Origin of the sequence: Arsukibacterium sp. MJ3 (assembly GCF_000987765.1) — a bacterium.
GTDB lineage: Bacteria > Pseudomonadota > Gammaproteobacteria > Enterobacterales > Alteromonadaceae > Alishewanella.
This window is the reverse complement of the sequence record NZ_LAHP01000001.1, coordinates 173785-197686: the sequence shown is the minus strand read 5'-3', so window position 1 is coordinate 197686 and position 23902 is coordinate 173785. Positions and strand designations below refer to the sequence as shown.

General features: G+C 43.2%; 14 protein-coding genes. All 14 read left to right on the top strand.

Features of this window, described 5'->3' with window-relative positions:
• The first annotated feature begins 8 nt into the window (after positions 1–8).
• The 14 genes from VT06_RS00815 (at position 9) to VT06_RS00750 (ending at position 23880) form a co-directional block, all read left to right on the top strand.
• Positions 9–1865: a protein kinase gene (locus VT06_RS00815; RefSeq protein ID WP_046552356.1), complete on the top strand. Its 1857-nt coding sequence runs from the start codon at positions 9–11 to the stop codon at positions 1863–1865.
• A gap of 137 nt (positions 1866–2002) precedes the next feature.
• Complete coding sequence (locus VT06_RS00810) at positions 2003–2476, top strand: GAF domain-containing protein (RefSeq protein WP_046552355.1); 474 nt, start codon at positions 2003–2005, stop codon at positions 2474–2476.
• Positions 2473–2811, top strand: a complete 339-nt coding sequence (locus VT06_RS00805) for a hypothetical protein (RefSeq protein WP_046552354.1) — start codon at positions 2473–2475, stop codon at positions 2809–2811. The genes VT06_RS00810 and VT06_RS00805 overlap by 4 nt, the downstream gene beginning before the upstream one ends.
• Positions 2812–2818: 7 nt before the next feature.
• Complete coding sequence (gene proQ, locus VT06_RS00800; RefSeq protein WP_235357309.1) at positions 2819–3571, top strand: RNA chaperone ProQ; 753 nt, start codon at positions 2819–2821, stop codon at positions 3569–3571.
• 17 nt (positions 3572–3588) lie between these two features.
• Positions 3589–5613, top strand: a complete 2025-nt coding sequence (prc, locus tag VT06_RS00795; protein ID WP_046552353.1) for a carboxy terminal-processing peptidase — start codon at positions 3589–3591, stop codon at positions 5611–5613.
• A gap of 95 nt (positions 5614–5708) precedes the next feature.
• Positions 5709–7040, top strand: coding sequence for a sodium-dependent transporter (locus VT06_RS00790; protein ID WP_046552352.1), 1332 nt, complete (start codon positions 5709–5711; stop codon positions 7038–7040).
• A gap of 76 nt (positions 7041–7116) precedes the next feature.
• Positions 7117–8586, top strand: a complete 1470-nt coding sequence (gene nhaC / locus VT06_RS00785; protein WP_046552351.1) for a Na+/H+ antiporter NhaC — start codon at positions 7117–7119, stop codon at positions 8584–8586.
• A gap of 79 nt (positions 8587–8665) precedes the next feature.
• The gene (pepN, locus tag VT06_RS00780; protein ID WP_046552350.1) at positions 8666–11248 is read left to right on the top strand and encodes an aminopeptidase N; all 2583 of its coding nucleotides are present in this window, start codon (positions 8666–8668) and stop codon (positions 11246–11248) included.
• Positions 11245–11469, top strand: a complete 225-nt coding sequence (locus VT06_RS00775; RefSeq protein WP_046552349.1) for a DUF2835 family protein — start codon at positions 11245–11247, stop codon at positions 11467–11469. Before pepN ends, VT06_RS00775 begins: the two co-directional genes overlap by 4 nt.
• 318 nt (positions 11470–11787) lie before the next feature.
• Positions 11788–13944 carry a DUF1302 domain-containing protein gene (locus VT06_RS00770; protein ID WP_046552348.1) on the top strand — a complete coding sequence of 719 codons (2157 nt, stop codon included), beginning with the start codon at positions 11788–11790 and terminating at the stop codon, positions 13942–13944.
• 16 nt (positions 13945–13960) lie between these two features.
• Positions 13961–15322, top strand: coding sequence for a DUF1329 domain-containing protein (locus VT06_RS00765; protein WP_046552347.1), 1362 nt, complete (start codon positions 13961–13963; stop codon positions 15320–15322).
• Positions 15323–15505: 183 nt separating this feature from the next.
• Positions 15506–16498 (top strand): YCF48-related protein, encoded by a 993-nt coding sequence (locus VT06_RS00760; protein WP_235357308.1) that lies wholly within the window; start codon positions 15506–15508, stop codon positions 16496–16498.
• Between the two features lies 1 nt (position 16499).
• Positions 16500–18818 (top strand): RND family transporter, encoded by a 2319-nt coding sequence (locus tag VT06_RS00755; RefSeq protein ID WP_046552346.1) that lies wholly within the window; start codon positions 16500–16502, stop codon positions 18816–18818.
• 235 nt (positions 18819–19053) lie between these two features.
• Positions 19054–23880, top strand: coding sequence for an NAD-glutamate dehydrogenase (locus VT06_RS00750; protein ID WP_046552345.1), 4827 nt, complete (start codon positions 19054–19056; stop codon positions 23878–23880).
• The last annotated feature ends 22 nt before the right edge of the window (positions 23881–23902 follow it).

The following is a 23902-nucleotide window of genomic DNA, read 5'->3' as shown; positions in this document are numbered from 1 at the left end:
CATCGCGTATGCCAGATAAAATTGAAAAAAATCAACTGCGTAACTTTTATATACCAGAAGAGCAATCGGTTTATTTGTTAAATGCGAATGACGCTAAAAAGCTGAAGGATTGGGTAGCGTTGTGTGTTGAAGAGTTAGAAAAGCTAGGCTATAGGCAAATTGAACTAATTGGTAAGGGTGCCTATGGTTTTGCTTTTGCCGGCTTTGGTCAAGATGGCGTATCGTATGTGTTTAAGTTTTCCCGGATTAATTTAGCTCAGCATATTCAGGAACGGCTGGCTGATGAAGCGCACATGCTGTCATTAGTTAAGCATCCGGCGGTGCCGACGTATATTACTTATCAGGTGATAAAAAAGCAGGGCATTTTAATGATGGGACGGGCTAAAGGCCTCGACCTCGAACAATTTAGTCTGAAAGTAGGGCGCCTGTCAGTTAGGTTATTAATTGATATTGCGGCGCAACTGGCCGTGTTATTACACTTCCTGAGGCAACAGCAAACGCTTGGCCAAAGTACCCCAATAGTACATGGCGATATTAAGCCTTCCAATGTAGTGTTTGATGAGCACACCGGAAAAGTGAGTTTAATTGATTGGGGCTCATCGGTGCATGCTCAGCTGGATAGCCAAGGTCAATTTTTATGTAATAACGTTATGCAATTAATGTCTGCCGATTTACAGCATTCAAATGCCCGAATGGGCGACGTCTACTTTATTGGTCCGGAGCAACGCAGTGGAGAATTATCCAGTCCCCGTTTTGACGAGCAGGGTGTTGCCAGCACCTTGTACGCGTTAGCATCGGCGCAATCGTGCCGCTTTGGTCGACTGGCAATACCCGCCCGTAGCTTAGGGTTACCGGTTGAATTTGCTACCATGCTTGACAGCATGTTGGCTGAAGATCGTATTTTACGCCACCAAGCCGGGGATTATTTTATCAGTCGTATGGCTACTTTAGCTCACTTAGTGTTACCACCGGTTAGCTTGTTGGCCGATGTGCCGCTGCTGCCAGTATGGTGTAGTGATCAAAAGCAGGATTTAGATACGGTGGTGTATTCCTCACGCAAATCTTTCTTACGAGAACACCAGGAAGAGAGCCATTTGTGTGATGTTGATGACGTGCAACTAGAGCGATATTACAAAAATTATTTGGAAGGGATGGGCGAAACTGAAAAAGCCTTTATTGCCGCAGTGGGCCGGTTAGCCCGTTATCCGGTAGTGGGGGGCTTAGCGATTCATTGGCAGGCGGCCGGGGTATATATCGATTCAAGTTTAAATTTATATAATACAGAACTTAAAATAGCGTTTAGCCATGCGGTTAATAATGTGGTGAGTTTGGGCAGCGCAATTGGCAAATTAGGCGTGTTTAAAGCTTGTTTATTTGATGCCCGTAATACAATTCATATTAGTAGAGACAGTACAGAACAGCCGTTTACTGTGCCCGATAAAGCAAAAATACCCTACCAGTTGGCACCGGTGCTAAGCCAAGAAGACGCCAGCAAACAGCATTCTTATTTTGAGGATGGAAAAGATCCTGATGAGCAACTGGTTTTACCCGATGCCATCATGGATGATATTGCTTGCTTAAACTTGGTCCGGCACACCGGTTGTATTATTTTTGAAGTCACCCCACTGTATATGAAGGTGCATAGCTATTATCGGCTATTAGATAAAGCAGCTGAGCCTCAATTTGCGGCGTTGCTGCAAAGTATTCTGCAAAAAGTTATTTTAATTAGTGGTGAAGGTGTTGGCGGTTTTATGAAATTACCTTACAAAGACACCCGATTTTTTCAACATCAACCGCAAAGTCCTGCATGTTATTATCCGGCAAATCCATTGCAATTTAGCCAGCAACAGCACAGTTTGCCTTAATAATAGACAGAATTAGCGGCATCACAAATAAATCATGCAGGTCGAGGCCGTGTTTCAGATTAAAAAGGTTTAAATTAACGGTTAAACCAAGTAATGTAGTGACTTTAATATTAGTAACCAGAAACCGCGAATAACCGATGTCTACCGATAAAAATGCTCAATATGACTTGCTGTTAATGCAAGCTCAGGCGCTTACTGCCGATGAACCCGATGCTATTGCCAATATGGCTAATTTAAGTGCATTACTTTTTAATAGTTTACCTGATTTAAATTGGGCAGGTTTTTATATTATGCGTGCAGGCGAATTAGTATTAGGGCCATTTCAAGGCCAGGTGGCCTGTGTTCGAATTCCTGTTGGTAAGGGCGTGTGTGGCACTGCGGTAGCCACCGGTGATATTCAATTGGTTGAAAATGTGCATCAGTTTGATGGGCATATTGCCTGTGATTCTGCCAGTAACGCCGAAATAGTATTACCAATACGTTTTAATGGTGAGGTGATTGCCGTGCTAGATATCGACAGCCCAACGATAGCGCGCTTTGACACTATTGATCAGCATTATCTTAGTCAATTAGTGGCGCAATTTGAGCAGCGATTAACTGGCCCCCTATGAAAGATTTAATGACGGTGCAGGACTATTTATTAGATGTATCTGAAGTGGGTGATTGGGATGGTGAAGAAGAACAGGTTGCCGATACCATTAATACTATAATTCATGCAGTGTGGGATGCCTTACCAGAAACATTATCGACCGAGAAAATAGATCAGTTAATGCCACAATTTTGGCAGCAGCTAGGCGGTGACTCTGTCTTGCTGGATGTCGATGAACATGAGTTGATTGGTTGGGCTTTAACGCACATGCGACAACAAATAGAATTGGGCATTGATGACGCTGAACAACCTGAAGCAGAATCAGCAGACGTTGATGTAGATTATGAAGAAGAGTGAAACCTTAATGACAACCTCCACTGAAGCTTTAAATACAACTGATAACAGCACCACAGTGCTTGCCACAACCGATAACCTGACTGCAGCAACTAAGCTGGCAAATGTAAAGGAAGTCCTGGCGTATCTGGCACAATCGTACCCTTTATGTTTTAGTGTTAAAGGTGACGCAAGACCGCTTAAAATAGGTATTTTCCAGGACCTTTCGGTTAAGTTGGCCGATGACAGTCTGTTGAGTAAAACCCAGTTACGTCAGGCGTTAAGGGTATACACCTCCAGCTGGCGTTACTTGCAAGCAATCCAGGTAGGTGTTGCCCGCGTAGATTTAGATGGAGTAGCTGGCGAGCCTATTGATCAACAGCAAGCTGAGCATGCTCTTACTACCCTGACTGACAGTAAGCAAAAGGCTGCCGAGGTGCGTAAAGCCAGAATGGCTGAGCAAAAAGCTAAGGCAAAACCTGCTGCTGACAAACCTGCTTACAAAAAAAAGCCGAACAAATCAGCAAACAGCAGCTCTAACAGCACGACGCTAAGCAGTAAAGTTGAGGTAAAGCCCGGCAACCAAACAGTGGGAGCCGCAACTGAACCCGCTTTACAAGCTGTAGCTAAAGTCCATTTGAAAGTTGGTGCCAGTGTGCTGGTTAAACTGGGCCAATCGCCGATGACAGCCACGGTAATGGAAGTAGGTAAAGATGATGTAACCGTGCAGTTGGCATCTGGTATGGTCGTAAAAACCCGTCAGGACAGTTTGTATCAGGCCTGACTAATACAGAGTAGCTTATGAAGAAATTATCCATTTTAGCGGCAAGTATAATGTTGGCTTTTGCAGTACATGCAGAGCCTGAAAAATCAGAAGAGCAATTTGTGTTGCCACTTGTTGCACAAGCTTCACATCATGCTACGGCCAGTAAAAGGATAACCGCGCTGTTTACCCGTGGCCATTATATCCCTGTACAATTAAATGATGAGCTTTCGGGTCGCATTTTTGACATGTATCTGAAAAACCTTGATTATTTTCGAAATGTTTTGTTAAAAACGGACGTTGATTCGTTTATGCGTTTTCGTGATAATTTTGATGATGGCCTGAACAAAGGCGATTTGGGTTTTGCGTTTGACATGTTTAACCATACTCTCGAGCGCCGTGCTGAGCGTTTTGACTACGCAATAAGTTTATTAAGCCAGGAATTTAATTTTAGTGTTGCTGACACCTATCAGTATGACCGCGAAGAGGCAGAATGGCCGGTCGATCAAGCTGAACTAAACGAGCTTTGGCGGCAACGGGTTAAATTTGATGCACTTAATTTAAAGCTTACCGGTAAAACAGACGCTGAAATTCGTGATATTTTAACTAAACGTTATCGCAACAGTCAAAAACGGCTTAGCCAAACCAATAGCGAAGATGTTTTTCAGTTGGTGATGAACGGTTTTGGCCGTGCTATTGAAGCGCATACCTCTTATTTATCGCCACGCAATGCCGACCGTTTTCAGCAAGAAATGAATTTGTCGCTGGAAGGTATCGGCGCGGTTCTGCGTGCTGAAGAAGATTACACCGTAATACAAAGTTTAGTACCAGGCGGTCCGGCGGATCAAACCCAGAAGTTAAAAGCAAAAGATCGCGTGGTTGGCGTCGCTCAGGCGGAAGATGATTTTGTTGATGTCATTGGCTGGCGTTTAGACGATGTTGTTGACTTAATAAAAGGCCCTAAAGGTAGCACTGTAAGGTTGCAGGTGTTAGGGGGCAGTAATATTGCCGCCAATAAAGCGGAAATTGTGACCATAGTTCGTGACAAAATTCGTTTGGAAGACCGTGCAGCCAAAGCCGAAATGCTGCAGCCTAAACTTACTGCGTTGTCTCAAAACATTGGTGTAATAAGCATACCTGGCTTTTATAACAACCTGGCTGATGATGTAAAGAAGCTATTGGTTGAATTAAAAGAGCAACAAGTTGATGGCATTATTATTGATTTGCGCGGCAACGGTGGCGGGTCACTGCAGGAAGCCACGTTATTAACTGGCTTATTTATTGACCGTGGCCCTGTAGTGCAAATTCGCCAGGGTGATGGCAAAGTGACTGAGTCACCCGATACAGACGGTATTAGTTATTACGATGGCCCGTTAACCGTTTTAGTCGATCGATACAGTGCGTCTGCTTCTGAAATTTTTGCAGCAGCGATGCAAGACTATGGTCGGGCTTTAATTGTTGGTGAGCAAACCTTTGGTAAGGGCACCGTGCAGCAACATCGTGGCCTTGGCCGGATTTACGATATGTTCGAAAATCCCTTAGGTAGCGTGCAGTATACCATTGCCAAATTTTATCGGATAAATGGTGGCAGTACTCAACACCAAGGTGTTATTCCTGATATTCATTTTCCAACGGCGATAAACCCTGCAGAGTGGGGCGAAAGCAAAGAGCAATATGCCTTACCCTGGGATTCAATAGCGCCAGCAAATTATGCCAGCACTAATGATATTAAGACGTTAGTACCAATGTTACTTGAAAAACATCAGCAGCGGATTAGCAAAGAGCCAGAATTTACATTTTTGCTGGCTGACATTGATGACTACAAAAAACGTCAGGAAGATAAAACGATATCATTAAAAGAAGACGTGCGTATTAGTGAGCGTGATAAAGAAAAAGCCGAACAATTGGCCAGGCTTAACGAGCGGCTGGTTAGGTTTGAATTAGCTAAAGTAGAGTCGGTAGATGATGCACCAGAAATGATTAGCGAGTTGGATCCCTTTCTGGAAGAGGCGGCTAGTATTACGGCAGATTTGTTAATGAGTAGCCGATTGGCAAAAAAATAAAATAGTGTTAAAGAGTGTTATTAAAAAGCGGTATTGATTACCGCTTTTTATTGGGTTAAAGATCAGATAAATAATAATTATTATAAAGGTTAACTATGACAACACGGGGCGTATTCTCATCGCGGATCGGTTTTATTCTGGCTGCTTCCGGTTCAGCTGTAGGGCTTGGTAACGTTTGGGGTTTTCCTTCTCAGGTTGCCAGTAATGGTGGTGCAGCCTTTGTTTTGATGTATTTAATTCTGGCATTTGTGCTGGCGTATCCGGTGTTAATGGCGGAGTTGTTAATTGGTCGTGCAACGGAGTCAAACGTGGTCGATGCACTGGGTAAGGTGTCGAAGGGGCGTTCAGGTCGTTTTGTTGGCATGTGGGGTATTGCCACGGTATCACTAATTTTAGCATTTTACGGTATTGTCGGCGGTTGGATGCTGGCATACAGCCTGGAAGCCTTGGCCAGTCTGGCCGGATTAGACCAAGTAGCACACTGGTTGTTATCAACATCGCTTTATCGTAATGTGCTGTTTTGTGGTTTGTTTATGTTACTTACCGTAGGTATCGTCAGTGGCGGTGTGGTAAATGGTATTGAACGCTGGTCAGTACGATTAATGCCTACTTTATTCGTCTTAATGTTATTACTGTTTGGCTATGTAATGACACAGGATGGTGCCATCGACGGTTTAAAAGTGTATTTACTGCCTGATTTTTCTGAAATACTCGACCCTGATTTGTTAATTAGTGCCATGGGACAGGCCTTTTTCTCTATGTCGCTTGGTGTCGGCACTATGCTCATTTATGGCTCTTATGTCAGCCACAAAGAAAACTTGCCTACGCTTGGGGCGTCGGTGGCGTTAGTTGATATTGGTGTTGCGGTATTGGCGGGACTACTTATTATTCCGGCAATGTATGTTGCGCTACACAATGGGGTAGAAATTTTTGGCACAAATGGTGAATTACTTGCCGAAGATACCTTGATATTTACCGTACTGCCGTCATTATTTGCCACTATGGGCACTGTTGGTACGGTAGTAGCTTTTGCATTTTTCTTGTTAATGACAATTGCTGCGTTAACATCTTCCATTTCTATGCTGGAAGTACCGGTATCCTATGTTGTTGAGAATAGGAAAGTTGTTCGTAACAAAGCCGTATGGCTTATTGCGGGCATTATTTTTGTACTAAGTATCATTATTCTTTTAAATTTTAAGCTGTTATTTGGTTTTGTGATTGCCTTAACCACGCAATACAGTCAACCGTTGCTTGGTTTAATGTTGTGTATTTTTGCCGGCTGGATATGGAACCGTAATAACATTCTGGCTGAATTGAAAAAAGGTGATGAACACGCTGAGCACAGCTGGTTCTGGCGCATTTGGCCCTGGTATGTCAAGTTTGTTTGTCCGGTCATTATTTTGCTGATGTTTTACCGGTCTTTGTAAGAGTTATTCAAAAATAATCCAACAATAATAACAATCAGAGGCGCCTTAAGCGCCTTTGTTAAATGGAGCAATATTAATGTCTGAAAAACATCCCAGCATGCTGGACGCTGCTTTACCACTGATTGTGCTGATCATACTGTTGTCAGCCTCGGTATATTTGTTTGGCAGCGACTCCTCATATGGTCCTAATCAAATTGCGTTGTTTCTTGCTACAGCCGTAGCGGTAATCATTGGTTTAAAAAATGGTTATAAGTGGCAGGCAATGGAAAAAGCCATGGTGAAAGGTATTTCACTGTCGTTAGGGGCGGTACTTATTTTGCTGTCTGTTGGCGCGCTTATTGGCACCTGGATGTTATCAGGTACAGTACCCACCCTTATTTATTATGGTTTGCAGTTATTAAGTCCAAGTTGGTTTTATGCCGCTAGTTGTTTGTTATGCGGTATTGTCGCGATGAGTATTGGTAGCTCCTGGACTACCGCAGCTACGATAGGCGTAGCATTAATTGGCGTGGCATCTGGTTTGGGGTTATCACCGGCCATTACTGCCGGGGCTATAGTCTCTGGCGCTTATTTTGGTGATAAATTATCGCCGTTAAGTGAAACCACTAATTTGGCGCCTGCGGTAGCCGGCGCTGATTTATTTGAACATATCCGGCATATGTTATGGACCACGGTGCCGAGTTTTATTCTTGCCGTGTTGCTGTTTACGATTATTGGTTTTAACAGTGAAGTGGCATCTGATTTTGCCAGAATTGAACAAATAAGTGTGGTGTTGCAACAGCATTTCTCAATTAGTATTTGGTCTTTATTACCCTTATTTGTGCTGTTAACGATGGCGATTAAGAAAGTACCGGCTTTTCCGACGGTGTTTATTGGTGCATTACTAGGTGCTATATGGGCTGTTATTTTCCAGCAGGAATTGTTATCGCAACTTATTGACAGCAACCTGCCAGTAGCGCTTGCTACCGTTAAACTGATTTGGCATACCCTTTATGCCGGCTTTGCCTTGGAGACGGGTAATGCCAATCTAAATGATTTACTCAGTGGTGGCGGTATGGTTAGTATGTTAAATACCGTTTGGTTGGTGTTTTGCGCCATGATGTTTGGTGCAACTATCGAGAAAATTGGGCTGTTACGTAAATTCGTGCATTCTATCTTGTTTTTTGCCCGCAGCACCGGTTCGCTTATTACCAGCACCATTGGCACCTGTTTTGTTACCAATATTCTAACGGCCGATCAATATATGTCTATTGTGATGCCGGGCAGAATGTTTAAAGAGGAATATGAGCGTCGTGGCTTAGCGCCGGTTAATTTATCCCGCTCATTGGAAGATGGTGGCACCATTACCAGTCCGTTAATTCCCTGGAATACTTGTGGTGCCTATATGCACGGTGTTTTGGGCGTTAGCCCGCTTGACTACGCTTTTTATGCGTTTTTCAATTTAATAAATCCGTTGTTATCTATTATTTATGCGTATTTGGGCATAAAAATATTGCGGCTGACGCCTCCTGTAAATGGCCATCAAGAGCAGCTGGTTAAAAATTAGTAGCGACTTAAAAGCCTGAACTGTTTCAGGCTTTTTTAGCACTGTAGCGTTACCATTATCGCGATATCAAGGAGCCAACATGAGCAGTAATTCAGCACGAACGAGCAGGCGATTAGTTGATTACCAGCAGCCCGATTTTTTAATTCCGCAAATAGAGCTTACCTTTGATTTAGGCCCTGATAGCACTACAGTAAAAGCGTTGATGCAGGTTAAACAACAGACTGCTGGCGCGGATTTGGTTTTGGATGGGCAGCAGTTAAACCTGAGCTATATTGCGTTGAACGGTGTTGAACTTACGCCTGATGATTATCAGCTTAGTGCTGATCAACTAATTATTGCCAAGGTTCCAGTTGAGTTTACGTTAGAAATTATTACTGAAATTAATCCGGCAGCAAACTCAGCGTTAGAAGGGCTTTATTTGGCGAACAATGTATTTTGTACGCAATGCGAAGCAGAGGGCTTTCGCCGCATAATGTTTTATCCGGATCGGCCAGATGTATTATCAGTTTATACTACCCACATTATTGCTGACCAAAATAAGTATCGTTATTTGCTGGCTAATGGCAACAACACCGCGACTGAGCCATTAGCCGATGGCAGAACCCGGGTAAGCTGGCATGATCCTTTTGCTAAACCTTGTTATTTGTTCGCTTTAGTTGCCGGTAACTTTGATTGTATCAATGATAATTTTATTACCCACAGTGGCCGCACCATAGCATTACAGTTATTTGTAGATAAAGGCCAGCAACACAAAGCAAACTTTGCTATGGCGGCGTTAAAAAGGGCAATGCGCTGGGACGAAACACGTTATAACTTAGAGTACGATCTTGATGTGTACATGGTGGTTGCGGTAGATTTTTTTAATATGGGCGCCATGGAAAACAAAGGCTTAAACGTCTTTAACAGTAAATATGTGCTAGCCGATGACAGCACTGCGACCGATAAAGATTATTTTAATATTGAATCGATAATTGGTCACGAGTACTTTCATAATTGGACAGGTAATCGGGTAACCTGCCGAGATTGGTTTCAACTTAGTTTGAAAGAAGGGCTTACTGTGTTTCGTGATCAGGAGTTTAGTGCCGATATGGGCTCTGCCACGTTAAACCGGATTGACGCCGTAAAGCTTATTCGCACCGCTCAGTTTGCTGAAGATGCCGGGCCAATGGCTCACCCAATAAGACCTGAGCAGGTAATAGAGATGAATAATTTCTATACCGTGACAGTGTACGATAAAGGTGCAGAAGTCATTCGGATGCTACAAACCTTATTAGGGCAAGCTGGTTTTAACCAAGGCTTGGCGCTTTACCTGCAGCGCCATGATGGGCAGGCGGTAACCTGTGATGATTTTGTATTGGCAATGCAAGATGCTAACCATATCGATTTAACTCAATTTCGCTTGTGGTATAGTCAATCAGGTACGCCACAGGTAAGCTTAATCCAGCATTATGATGCCAGCAGTGCGACATTAACGCTGAATATTAAACAGTGCACCACTGCCACGGCAGATCAGCAAACAAAGCACGCGCTGGTTATTCCATTGCAAATACAATTGCTCAGCGTCGATGGCCGGGTAAATCAGCAACATTTATTAACCCTTAGCCAATACGCTGAACATGTTACGTTTACTAATATTAACAGTGAGCCGGTAGTGGTGTGGGAAAACTTCTCGGCGCCGGTTAAAATGCAGCAAAATTACCAACCCGCACAATTGTTGTTAATTGCCGCCCAAGCTGACAATGGCTTTGCGCGCTGGGATGCTATGCAGCAATTCTGGTCTGCGGTTATTAGTGACAAAGTGAATCATCCAGAACGCGCATTGACGCTATCTGATGCACTATTAGCATTACTTCGTGGCTGGTTGGAGCAACCGCTATCTGATTTGGCGTTAACGGCAGAGCTACTAACGTTACCAGATTTTGATACGTTAGCTGAGCAGTATTCACTGATACCGGTAGACACCATCCTGAGTAGTCTGGCGACAATTAAACAACAACTAGCAGAACAGCTAGCTGAACACTGGCTGCTTTGTTACCAGTCGCTTAAGCCATTACCTTATCATTATACTGAGCAGGCTACTGGTCAGCGGGCGTTGCGCAATCGCTGTCTGGCTTATCTGTCATTGCTTGAACAAAGCTCGAACCGGCTTCAGCAGCATTATATACAGTCTGACAATATGACCGATACGATGGCGGCTTTAACAGCGGCACAACTTGGCTCACATACTTGTTTAAACGAGCTGGCTGATGATTTTGCCAGTAAGTGGCAACAGGATGTTCAGGTAATGGACAAATATTTTTCACTATTAGCGAGTAACCCATCCCCTCAGGTATTTATCGACATTACTGAACTAACCAATCATCCTCTATTTAGCTGGAAAAATCCTAATAGGGTACGCGCCTTGTTTGGTGCTTTTAGCATGCGTAATCCGGCACAGTTTCATCGCGAAGACGGCGCAGGTTATCGTAGTTTGGCAGAGGTGGTAACCCGAATGGACGGTATTAATCCACAAGTAGCCGCCAGACTCATTACACCTTTACTGGCTTGGCAGCGTTTTGCAGGTGAACGACGTGAGCATTTATTGCAACAATTACAGTTGCTGGCTGCTAAGCCAACCTTAAGTAACGATTTATATGAGAAAATAACCAAAAGCTTGTTATGAAACTTCAATATTGTTTTAGTGCTTATTTAGCAAGAGAAAAATGCCTACTTTATTATCAGGGTATAATCCGCTATGTAGTAGTAACCGCAGACAGTGGTGAGAGGATCCAGCTGGCTTTAAAACATTTTCAACCCTTTTTTTCTGATGTAGGGCTAAAAGGGCGATTTAGACTGTCATTGCTTGAAAATGGCGCTTTCGGAAAGTTGGAAAAAATTAATTAGAGTTATTACTTTAAACGATAAATTAAAACACCTGCTTGTAGTTCTATCTGGTTTGACCTTTAATTTCATTAGCTTATGAACTAGTGATGTTGAGGTTCTGCAGGCGATTAAACTAAAAAGTGGTTAATCTTATTGAGCACATGCGCTGATAAGTAAAAATTGAATAAAAATCAACAGATTTACGCACGGAGAAGCCTTGCTAACACCCTAAAATGATGTAATTATTTCAGTGATGCAAGCTGAGCTCCGAGCAGTTGGTTCAGCATAATAATTAAAAAGACATTAAACATACCTGCAGGGACAGGGGGAGATCACAAGATGAATATAAGGCCTAATACTTTTTCAAAAAGTCCGTTAGCCTTGGGGGTTGCATCTGCATTACTGGCGTTATCTATTGTGCCAGCTCAAGCAGCAACCTTTGATGTCGGCAATTTTCAGGTTGTATTTGATTCAACCTTTTCTTACGGCGGCAGTATCCGTACTGAAGACCGTAACTTTGATACTATTTCTAAAGTTAACCACCCTCGCTTCGACTGGACGGGTTATGGTTATGTTGTGGACGGTAATGGCCGCCCTAATTTTAATAGTGTGTATGCCAGCTCACAAATTTGGCAAGAACCGGGTGCTTACTCTAGCAACGGGGATGCTGGTAACCTGAATTATGATCGTGGCGATATGTTCAGTAGCATGTTTAAAGGGTTACATGAGTTGTCGATTAGCGGAGATAAAATTGGTTTATTCAGCCGTTTTATGTATTTTTATGATTTTGCGGTAGCCGATCAGGATCCTGCATACATAAACCCGTTAAGTGGCAACCGGGTAGACCCTTGTTCTGATACTGGCGCCAGCGAATTGGCTTGTAAAGATTTCCGCTTACTCGACGCCTATGTTTATGGCAACTTCAGTTTTAACGATGGTATGAACCCGGTAACTATTCGGGTTGGTAATCAAGTATTAAGCTGGGGAGAAAGTACCTTTATTCCTCATGGTATAAATATTACACCGGTTGATGTGGGTATTTTACGTGCACCGGGCGCCGATTTAAAAGAAGCGTTTATTCCTGTAGGCATGGTAACGCTATCTATTGGCCTAACCGAAAATTTGTCTACTGAATTATTTTATCAGTATGACTGGGAACAAAGCTACTTGCCGGTACCGGGTAGTTATTTTTCTACCAATGACTTTGCCGGTCGTGGCGGCTACGCTCAGAATGTTCAATTGGGCTTTGCTGGTAACCCAGATATCGATATGGATTTTCTGGTTGATCAGATGAACACGTTATCCATGTTTGCACCTCAGTTGTTGCAAGCTATTACTAACCCAAACAGTACGGCGCAGCAACGTGCCGATGCAGTAAGTTTGGCAATAGCTTATCCAACCAAAGTAACGTTACGCCCAGCAGGCAGTGCCGGTGAAGTTAAGCCAAAAAATGGTGGCCAGTACGGTATTAAGTTTGAATACTATTCTCAGGCATTAAATGATACTGAATTCGCCCTCTATTATATGAACTACCATAGCAGGGTACCGGTTATTTCTGGTATTGCCGCTGATTTCACTGTCGGTGCAAATCCACAAACCGGAGAGCTGTTAGGCGTGTTGCAATCACTTAGCTATTTGGCACAAAATCAGGGTCAAATTACCAGCGATAACATTGCAAACATGAATATGTTTTCCCAAGCGTTACTGGAATATCCTGAAGACATTAAACTTTATGGTTTTAGCTTTAATACTACGGTAGGCGGCACTTCGGTTGCCGGTGAAATTTCATATCGTCAGGACGAACCCCTGCAAATTGATGATGTTGAAATATTGTATGCCGGTATGCCTGAACAGCTTGCTAACGCCGGTTTACGAGCTGATTTAGCCGGTATTTCGCAGATTGGCCGTGCTTTTGGTAATAAAGTTGGTCCAGGTGAATTTGCCCAGGGTTATATCTTAAGTGATACCACTCAGGCGCAAATGACCTTTACCCATTTATTTGGGCCAATGGCCGGAGCGGATAATTTTACTATGCTGGCCGAAGTAGGTGGTATTACCATCAATGACATGCCTGCTTATGATGAGTTACGTTTAAATGGTCCTAACACTGATCGTAGTGGTGGCCCGTTAATTGGTGATAATGGACCTGTTCAGGGATTGCATACTGGCCTGTCAGATGGGCCGGAAACTAATCCTTTCCCAACTAAGTCTGCCTGGGGCTATCGTATCCTGGCCAAAGCCGATTACAATAACGTGTTAGCAGGTGTTAATATGTCACAACGTTTAGTGTTCTCTCATGACGTTAACGGTATCACACCCGATCCATTGTTTATGTTTGTTGAAGGCAGAAAATCAGCCGCTTATGCCGTTAGCTTTGATTACTTAAGTAAGTGGTCAGCTGAAGTGTCATACAATTTGTTTTGGGGCGGTAAAGGCACAACTAATAACGTAGCTGACCGTGATTTTGTATCTTTTAATATTAAATACTCTATTTAAGGGACGAGAGCCGATTATGAAAAAACTCACCCTATTATCCTCTGCGATAGCACTGGTGTTTAGTTGTAGTGCTCTGGCAAAGTTAACGCCAGAGCAAGCAGCCCGATTAGGAAACGATTTAACACCGGTTGGCGCTGAAAAAGCAGGTAACGCCGATGGTTCAATCCCGGCATGGACTGGCGGTATAACCAGTGCACCCGCAGGTTACACTGTTGGTGATCACCATAAGAACCCATTTGCTGCTGATAACATTATGTTTACGGTAGATAAGTCTAATGTTAATGAGCATCGCAGCTTCTTAAGCCCTGGTATGCTGCAGTTATTCGATATTTACCCTGACACTTTCAAAATGAATGTGTACCCCACGCAGCGTAGTGCGTCTTATCCGCAATATTTTTACGACGCAACTAAGAAAATAGCTACTGAAGCAGAGCTAGTACAAGACGGAAACGGCTTAATTAATGCTGCTATTGGTATTCCGTTTCCTATCCCGGCTAATGGCTTGGAAGCGATATGGAATCATATTGTTCGCTACCGTGGCGTTGCCGCTACTCGAAATGGTGGACAGGCAGCGCCTACTGCCAGCGGTGCTTATACCGTGATCGGTTTTGACGAACAAATAATGTTTAAGTACTCGGCGCCAGAAGCAACACCAGCTGCCTTGCAAGCAGAAAATATTTTATTCCGGTTTAAACAAAGTGTGACTTCACCCGCTCGGCTGGCAGGTACTGCTTTGCTGGTTCATGAAACCATGGACCAAGTAGCTACTCCACGGCAGGCCTGGACGTACAACACCGGTCAACGCCGTGTCAGACGGGCACCAAACGTAGCCTATGATGCACCAGGTACCGCATCAGACGGTCTGCGGACAACAGATGATTTTGATATGTTTAATGGCTCCCCCGATCGTTACAATTGGGAGCTAAAAGGTAAGCAGGAAATGTATATCGCCTATAACGATTACAAACTGCACAGTAAAGAAGCAAAATATGCTGATATTCTGATGGCTGGTCATATTAATCCTGATTATGTACGCTGGGAAAAACATCGGGTTTGGGTAGTAGAAGCTACCTTAAAAGATGGCACGCGTCATGTTTATGGCAAACGGGTTTTCTTTATTGATGAAGACAGTTGGCAGATCCATATTGCCGACCTTTATGATAACCGTGGTGATATGTACCGGGTAGCGGTTGCTCATGGTTTGAACTACTATGAAGTACCAACTCACTGGAGTACGCTGGAAGTTTATCATGATCTGAATTCACGCCGTTATATCGCTATCGGCCTGGATAATGAAAATAGAATGTATGATTTCTCGGTTAGCTTGTCAGATAACGACTTTACCCCAGCGGCACTGCGCCGGGAAGGTACTCGTTAAGTTTATAAGTTAATACTACGGCTGGCATTAGCTGGCCGTTTTTTTTTGAGTTTCTGTTGCGGCTGGGACACCATTCTGGCACGCAAACAGCAGTCTGATTGTTTTCCACTAATTTATAGAGTCATTACGTTGCCTATGTTAAATAAATTTATTTTGGCTTGCAGTAACGTTTTGCTGTTAGGCATGGCGTTAAATGTTGTTGCGAACGTTGAACCTACTGAAAGTATTAAGCCAGCTTATATTATGCCGCTCGCTGAAAAGTCACTGTTAACCGATGTCCGTCAAGTGAATGCTAACTTTTATGTGGCAGTAGGGGAGCGTGGTCATATTTTGTTAAGTCAAAATGGCATTGACTGGCAACAAGCTCAGGTACCCTTACAAAGTAGTTTGAACGCTGTTTATTTCACTGATGAACTTCATGGTTGGGCCGTTGGCCATGATGCGGTTATTTTGGCTACAACTGATGGTGGAATAAGTTGGTTGGTACAGCAGTTTTTACCTGATGCGGATAAACCACTGCTAGATGTTTATTTTCGTAACCCGAAACAAGGTATTGCGGTAGGTGCTTATGGTTTATTTTATACTACCAGCGATGGTGGCAGCAGTTGGGAGCAATCTTTTTTTGTTGAGTTAGCGGCAGAAGAAGATAAAGAGTATTTACTTGATTTACAAGAAAATGATCCTGAGGTGTATCGTTCAGAGTTAGGGTCGATTTTACCGCATTTTAACCGGCTTTTTGCCGATGCTAATACCTTATACATAGTTGGCGAAGCTGGCTTTATAGCAAAAAGTAATGATTTTGGTGACAGCTGGCTTCGATTAGAAGAATTTTATAATGGCTCTCTGTTTGACTTACACCGCACCCCGGACATGGGTTTACTAGCGGTTGGCCTACGCGGTCATGTATTTAGAAGTGAAGATAACGGTCAGTACTGGCAGCAAGTTTCTATTAGCGAATCAGCGACGCTTAATAGTGTTTTTAGTGATGCGGCGGGACATGTTTATTTGATTGGTAATGCGGGTGTTTTGCTAATAAGTAAGGATGACGGCCTGACCTTTTCAAATCATTCTGAGCCTGATGGCAAAGCGATTTTAAATGGTATAGCGCTGGATAATCATTTACTACTGGTTACCGAGGTTGGCATTAAAGTAATAAACCTGGATAAGTCTGAATAATATGAGTGTAAATTTGCTGGTTAATAAATTTGAGTATGCGCTGTTCCGTCATCGTTTACTGGTGTTAATGGTGTTTTTAGTTGTCAGCATTGGGTTGTTAATAAAAGCTACTGACATCAAACTCGATGCATCTTTTACTAAAAATATCCCTTTAAAGCACGAGTACATGCAAACCTATCTGGAGCACGCGGAAGACTTCGGTGGTGCCAACAATATCCTGATTGCAGTTTGTGATGCCAGTGGGGATATTTTTAATCCGACATTTTTTGAAACGTTCCGTCAGGCGCATGATGACGTGCTGTATACCTCAGGTGTCGATCGGGTATTAGTAAAGTCTTTGTTTAGTCCCAGCACCCGTTTTATAGAAGTGGTTGAAGATGGCTTTGCGGGCGGCCCGGTTATTCCAGCAAATTTTGTTGCAGATCAGCGCGGGTTAGCGCGGGTTAAAGCTAATATAGAAAAAGCAGGAATTGTTGGTCGGATGGTCGCTGATGATTACAGCTGTGCCATGATTACTGCACAATTATTAGAGATTGACCCAGAGACGGATCAAGCGGTAGATACGTTGGCTTTTGCTGCGACACTGGAGCAAAATATTCGTGCTAAGCACCAAAGCGACCAAATTAGTGTTCACATTATTGGTTTTGCTAAAATGGTCGGTGATGTTGCCGATGGCGCTAAAGGCGTTGTATTGTTTTTCTTGATCGCCATAGCAGTTACCGCGCTAATGGTGTATTTGTTTTCAAAATCTATAATGTTAACTATTCTGCCAATTGCTTGTTCATTGATCGCTGTGGTCTGGCAAATGGGTCTGTTAACGATACTGGGTTTTGGCATTGATCCTATGTCAATCCTGGTACCTTTCCTGGTGTTTGCAATTGGTGTTAGTCATGGCGTACAAATGATTAACTCAACCGGTAAACGGGTTGCTGCCGGGATGGATGAAAAATCTGCTGCTAAATCCAGTTTCAGAAAGTTATTAGTACCAGGTGGTATAGCGTTATTATCAGATACCGTTGGTTTTTTAACCTTATTGATTATTGAAATTGGTGTAATTCGCGAATTGGCTATTACGGCTAGCTTAGGTGTTGCAGTAATTATTCTCACCAATTTGGTGTTGCTGCCAGTATTAATGTCATATGTTAAATTTAGTGCAGCTTATAAGGCGAGAGTGACAACACCGTCGGTAAAAGCAGATAAATTTTGGTATGCGTTGTCGGCATTTGCAACTAAACCTTTTGCTTATGGCATTATATTAATAACTGCCATACTTTTTGCTTTGGGTTATTGGCAAAGTCAGCAACTTAAAATCGGTGATTTGCATGCAGGTGCGCCCTCGCTACATGAAGATTCTCGTTATAACCAGGATACGTTTTTAATTACTGACCGTTTTGCGATATCGGTTGATTACATCAATATTATGGTTGAGTCGGTACCAAGTGCCTGTACCGAACATGACATTATGGATCGGATTGATCAATTTCAATGGTTAATGGTAAACGTGCCAGGCGTGCAATCTGCCGTGTCGTTAGCATCGGTATCAAAAAGCATTAATGCTGCTTATAACGAGGGGAACCAGAAATGGCGTGTGTTACCGCGCAATACCCAGTCGTTAGTTCAGGCCAGCTCAAGGGTTGAAACCAGTACCGGGCTATTAAATGCAGACTGTTCCGTAATGCCTGTAATGATATTTTTAGAAGACCATAAAGCCGAAACAATAGAAGGCGTGGTAGCTGCAGCCAAAAAATATGGTGCTGAGCTTGGTGACGAACAGACCCGGTTTATGTTGGCATCTGGCCCTGCTGGTGTTATGGCCGCTACCAATGAAGCCGTTGCTGCGGCTCAGCAACCTATGATGTGGTATGTGTATGGTGCGGTTATTATTTTATGTTTGCTAAGCTTTAGATCGCTACGCGCAACAGTTGCTATTGTAGTACCGTTATATGTTGTGTCGGTGTTGGCAACGGCGTTAATGACAAAACTACAGATTGGCTTAACGGTATCTACTTTACCGGTTATTGCACTGGGTGTTGGTATCGGCGTTGATTACGGTATTTATATCTTGTCTAGTATGAGCCAGTTGCTACGTGATGGGATGCCACTACGTCAGGCGTATTTTGAAGCACTAAAAGAGCGGGGCAGTGCAGTGTTGTTTACCGGTATTACCTTAGCTATCGGTGTCAGCACCTGGGTTTTCTCAGATCTGAAATTTCAGGTAGATATGGGCATACTGCTGACCTTTATGTTTATTGTGAATATGTTAGGTGCCATAGTGGTGTTGCCAGCGTTAGCAGCCCTGTTTTGGCGAAATAAACGTTAACAGCAAAAATAAAATTTTGCATGTTTAAACACGAAAATGGCCGAAAGGCCATTTTCTATTTAGGCTAACTGAATAAGTTGTCAAAAGCCTTATAAACCACTGGTTTAACCAGCTTAAAAGCCAGAAATAGTGCTTCAAAAGCGCTACAATAGGCACTACACTGCGCAGCAGACAAGACCTTGTATGTTAGGTAGATCCAGCTGTTAAACGCTGTGCTCTAAAAAAGGATACAATAATGACACCGATAGATGGTCATCCCTCTGTACTTCTACAAAATGTTAGCAAACTCATCAATCAAAAAGTGAAAGATCAGACAGAACTGGTCGAAAAATTTGCATATACCCTTTATGGTAAAATATCGGATGAAGATTTAGTTGGCCGCAATGACAGTGATCTGTATGGTGCGGCGTTAAGTTTATGGCAAACCTTTAATCAGCATGCTGAGCCTGCCGCGCGGATCCGGGTATATAATCCGGAGATTGCCCGCCATGGCTGGGAGTCTAAGCACACTATTGTTGAAATAGTGGTGCATGATATGCCTTTTTTAGTAGATTCGGTAAGAATGGCATTAAGCCGCCATAGTGTTGCCGCGCATTTATTACTGCATTATCCATTGCAAACCCAGCGCGATAAAGCCGGACGTATCATCGATTTCTTTAAAATGGGTAGTAAAACGAAAGCCAGCACCCAGCAGACGGTATTTCACATTGAGATTGACCGGATAAGCGACGACGCTACCATCCAGGCATTAAAAAGTGAATTGCATTCGGTTATGGAAGATGTATCACTTGCCGTGCAGGACTGGTTACCCATCCGGGAAAAACTATTTGATGTAATTAACACCTTTGCTAAGCAAGCGGGTAAAGCTGCTGCTGCGGAAATTAAAGAAACAACTGATTTTTTAAATTGGCTTGCCAAGGATAATTTCACCTTATTAGGCTATCGCGAATACAAGATTACACCGATAAAAGGTGACTATAATATTGCCGGCATTGATGCCAGCTCACAGGGCTTAATGCGTCGCTCCGAATCACGTGATCTTATGTTATCCGAGTTACCTGATACTGGTCGCAAGCAAGCACTTAGCCCCAGGGTTTTGGTGTTAACCAAAACGAATAATAAATCACGGGTACATCGTCCGGCCTATATAGACTATGTGGGTGTTAAGCAATTTGATGCAGATGGCAAGGTAACGGGCGAGCATCGTTTTATTGGTTTGTACTCATCTTCACTTTATAACAATAGTGCCGCTGATATTCCACTGCTAAAAAGTAAACTGGCTCGGGTAATGGAGAAATCTGAGTTTGCTACCGGCACCCATGCTTACAAAGCGCTGTTAAATATTCTGGAAACCTATCCGCGCGACGAGCTTATTCAGGCCAGTTCTGACGAGTTACTTTACGTTGCGATGGGTGTATTGCAAATGCAAGAGCGTGATATGACGCGTTTATTTATGCGAAAAGACGCATTTGGTCGTTTTGTTACTGTCATGGTGTATGTACCCAGAGAGCGTTACAACACGCAACTTCGCAGAGATACCCAAGTTATTTTACAACGGGCCTTGGGCACCGATGAGCCGGTAGAATTTACTACCTATTTTTCAGAATCCGTGTTGGCCCGGACCCATTATTTGGTTCGGATCACCGATAGCCATGTTGAGTATAAAGTGAAAGATATTGAACGTAATCTGATTGAAGCAGCCCGTACCTGGGAAGATAAGTTAGAAACAGCATTAACCGGCGTTTACGGTGAAGCTAGAGGCCGTGAGTTAGGCCGCAAATATGTCAATAGTTTTGCTCGTGGTTACAAAGAAGAAATGTTACCAAGCGATGCTCTGGTCGATATCGGTAAGCTAGAAGCATTAACTGCTGATAATAAGCTGGAAATGCTATTTTACCGGCCACAGGAAGAGAACAAAGAAAGTAAAGCGGTTCGATTAAACCTATTTCATAAAGATAATCCTATTCATTTATCTGACGTATTGCCCATGCTCGAGAACTTTGGCTTGCGGGTGATTGGTGAAACTCCTTATGCGGTGAAGTATCCAGATGGTTCGATAAGTTGGATACTCAATTTTAGCATGGAGCTAAATGGTGAAGTACCACTTGATTTCGCCGAAGCGCAGCAAAGCTTTCAATCTTCTTTTGCCAAAGTTTGGGCCGGACAATTGGAAGATGATGGTTTTAACCGTTTAATTTTGGGTGCCGGTTTAACCGGCCGTCAAGCATCTATTATTCGGGCTTATTCTAAGTATAAGCGGCAGATTGGTGGTACTTTTAGCCAACGTTATGTTGAAAGTACCTTTTCAAAATATTCTGAACTTGCCGGGCTACTGGTGCAACTTTTTGATAAAAAATTTGCGCCATCATCTAAGGCTACTGCCAAAGTTATTGAGAAGTTAGAAGAGCAAATAAATGCTCAGCTGGAAAACGTTGCTAATCTTGACGATGATCGGATTATCCGCCGTTTCGTTTATATGATTAACGCGACGTTGCGTACTAACTATTATCAGCAGGCGGCTGATGGCAGTGATAAACCGTATATATCATTTAAAATAAAGCCAGATTTAATTCCTGATATTCCGCTACCACTGCCCATGTACGAGATTTTTGTCTATTCACCAAGGGTAGAAGGTGTACATTTGCGCTTTGGTAAAGTAGCGCGTGGCGGCTTACGCTGGTCTGATCGACGGGAAGATTTCCGGACCGAAGTCCTGGGCCTGGTAAAAGCACAACAAGTTAAAAATACGGTAATTGTACCGTCTGGTGCAAAAGGTGGTTTTGTTTGTAAAAAACTGCCTGAAACTGGTGGCCGTGATGCCTATATTGCAGAAGGCAAAGAGTGCTATCGTACCTTTATCCGCGGTTTACTGGATATTACTGATAATATTATCCAAGGCAGTATTGTGCCGCCTAAAAATGTTATCCGTCTGGATGAAGATGACCCGTATTTGGTAGTTGCAGCCGATAAAGGTACAGCGACTTTTTCAGATATTTCAAACGGTATTTCTGAAGAATATCATTTTTGGTTAGGCGATGCATTTGCCTCTGGTGGGTCCAATGGTTACGACCACAAGAAAATGGGCATTACCGCTCGTGGTGGCTGGGAAGCGGTTAAACGTCATTTTCGAGAAACTGGTATTGACTGCCAAACCACCGATTTTACCTGTGTCGGTATTGGTGATATGGCAGGTGATGTGTTTGGTAATGGCATGCTGTTATCGAGGCATATCCGCTTACAAGCTGCCTTTAACCATATGCATATTTTTATTGACCCAGCTCCAGATGCAGCAAGCAGCTTTGTTGAACGTGATCGTTTATTTAATCTGCCAACCTCAACCTGGGATGATTACAATAAAACGCTTATTTCCGAAGGCGGTGGTATTTTTGCCCGCAGCGCCAAAGCGATTAAACTTTCTCCACAAATGAAAGAGATGCTTAGTACCACCAAAGCCAGTTTAACGCCCAATGAACTGATCCGTGAATGTTTAATGATGCCGGTAGACCTGATTTGGAACGGTGGTATTGGTACCTACATTAAAGCTACGTCTGAGAGTCATGCTGAAGTGGGTGACAGAGGTTCTGAAGCGCTGCGAATTAACGGTAAAGATTTAAGAGCAAAAATTGTTGGTGAAGGTGGCAACTTGGGGGCGACTCAGCGCGGTCGTATTGAATATGCGGCTAATGGCGGCCGAATCAATACTGACTTTGTTGACAACGTTGGCGGTGTAACCTGCTCAGACAATGAAGTTAATATTAAGATTTTATTGAATGCATTAGTGCAAAGCGGTGATTTAACGCTAAAACAACGCAATAAATTATTAAACGATATGACCGACGATGTGGCCGAACTGGTCTTAAAAGAATGCTACCGGCAAACGCAAAGTATTACTTTATCGTCGTTACTGGGTTCTGAGCAAATTAAAGAGTACACCCGCTTTATACATACTTTGGAAAAAGACGGTAAGCTCAATCGTGAGCTGGAGTTTTTACCCTCAGACGATGAGCTGGCAGAACGTATGGTCAAAGGTATCGGTTTAACCCGTCCAGAGTTGGCCATTTTAACCGCCTACGGCAAAATGGTGTTAAAAGAACGTTTAGTATTGCCAGAAATTTTTGAGAATGCCTATTTTAAACGTCAGCTATTTACTGCTTTCCCTGAGTTATTACAAAAACAATACGCCGCGCAAATGGAAACACATCCATTAAAAGCCGAGATAATAGCTACTAAACTGGCCAATATGTTAGTAAACGAAATGGGGCCAAATTTTGCGCAGCGAATGCTGGAAGAAACCGGCGCTACCATCGGCGAAGTGGCGATGAGCTATGCGATAGCCCGCGATTTATTTGACTTGTCAAAAGTATGGAAGCAGCTTGAGAAACTGGATAATAAAATTTCTACTGCTTTACAAAACCGCTTGTTATTTCAATTAAGACGGACCATGCGCCGGGCAACCCGCTGGTTTATTCGTCATCGTAATAAAACGTTGGATATTCAGCAAACGGTCGATTTCTTTAAACCAGCCTACCTGGCAATCTCAAATGATTTGGCTAATTACCTGGCTGTAGCTGAACTGGCACAGCTACGTGTAAATGAAGATGATTTAATTGATAAGGGAATCCCGGCAGATATCGCCCGTTACCTTACTCAACTAAGCACTATCTTCTCAGTAATGGATATTGCTCAGGTTAGTGATAATCAAGGAACACCACTGGCGCTGGTGTCTGAGATTTACTTTAAATTGGGCGATCGTCTTGATCTGCATTGGTTTCTTGAGCAAATTACGCAGCAACCGGTTGCTAACCATTGGCAAGCACTGGCGCGGGCCTCGTATCGTGAAGAGCTTGACTGGCAACAGCGCTCATTAACCGCGGTAGTGGTGCGTAACTGTGGTAATGCGTGTGCCGCTGATGAAGTGATTGATAGCTGGTTAACTCAGCATCACATTTTGGTTGAGCGCTGGCGCTTAATGCTTACTGAGTTTAAAACAACTAAAAGCCACGAGTTCGCTAAGTTCTCAGTTGCAATGCGTGAATTGATGCTGCTAAGTCAGTCAGTTTAATGCTGAAATAACCTTTTAAAAT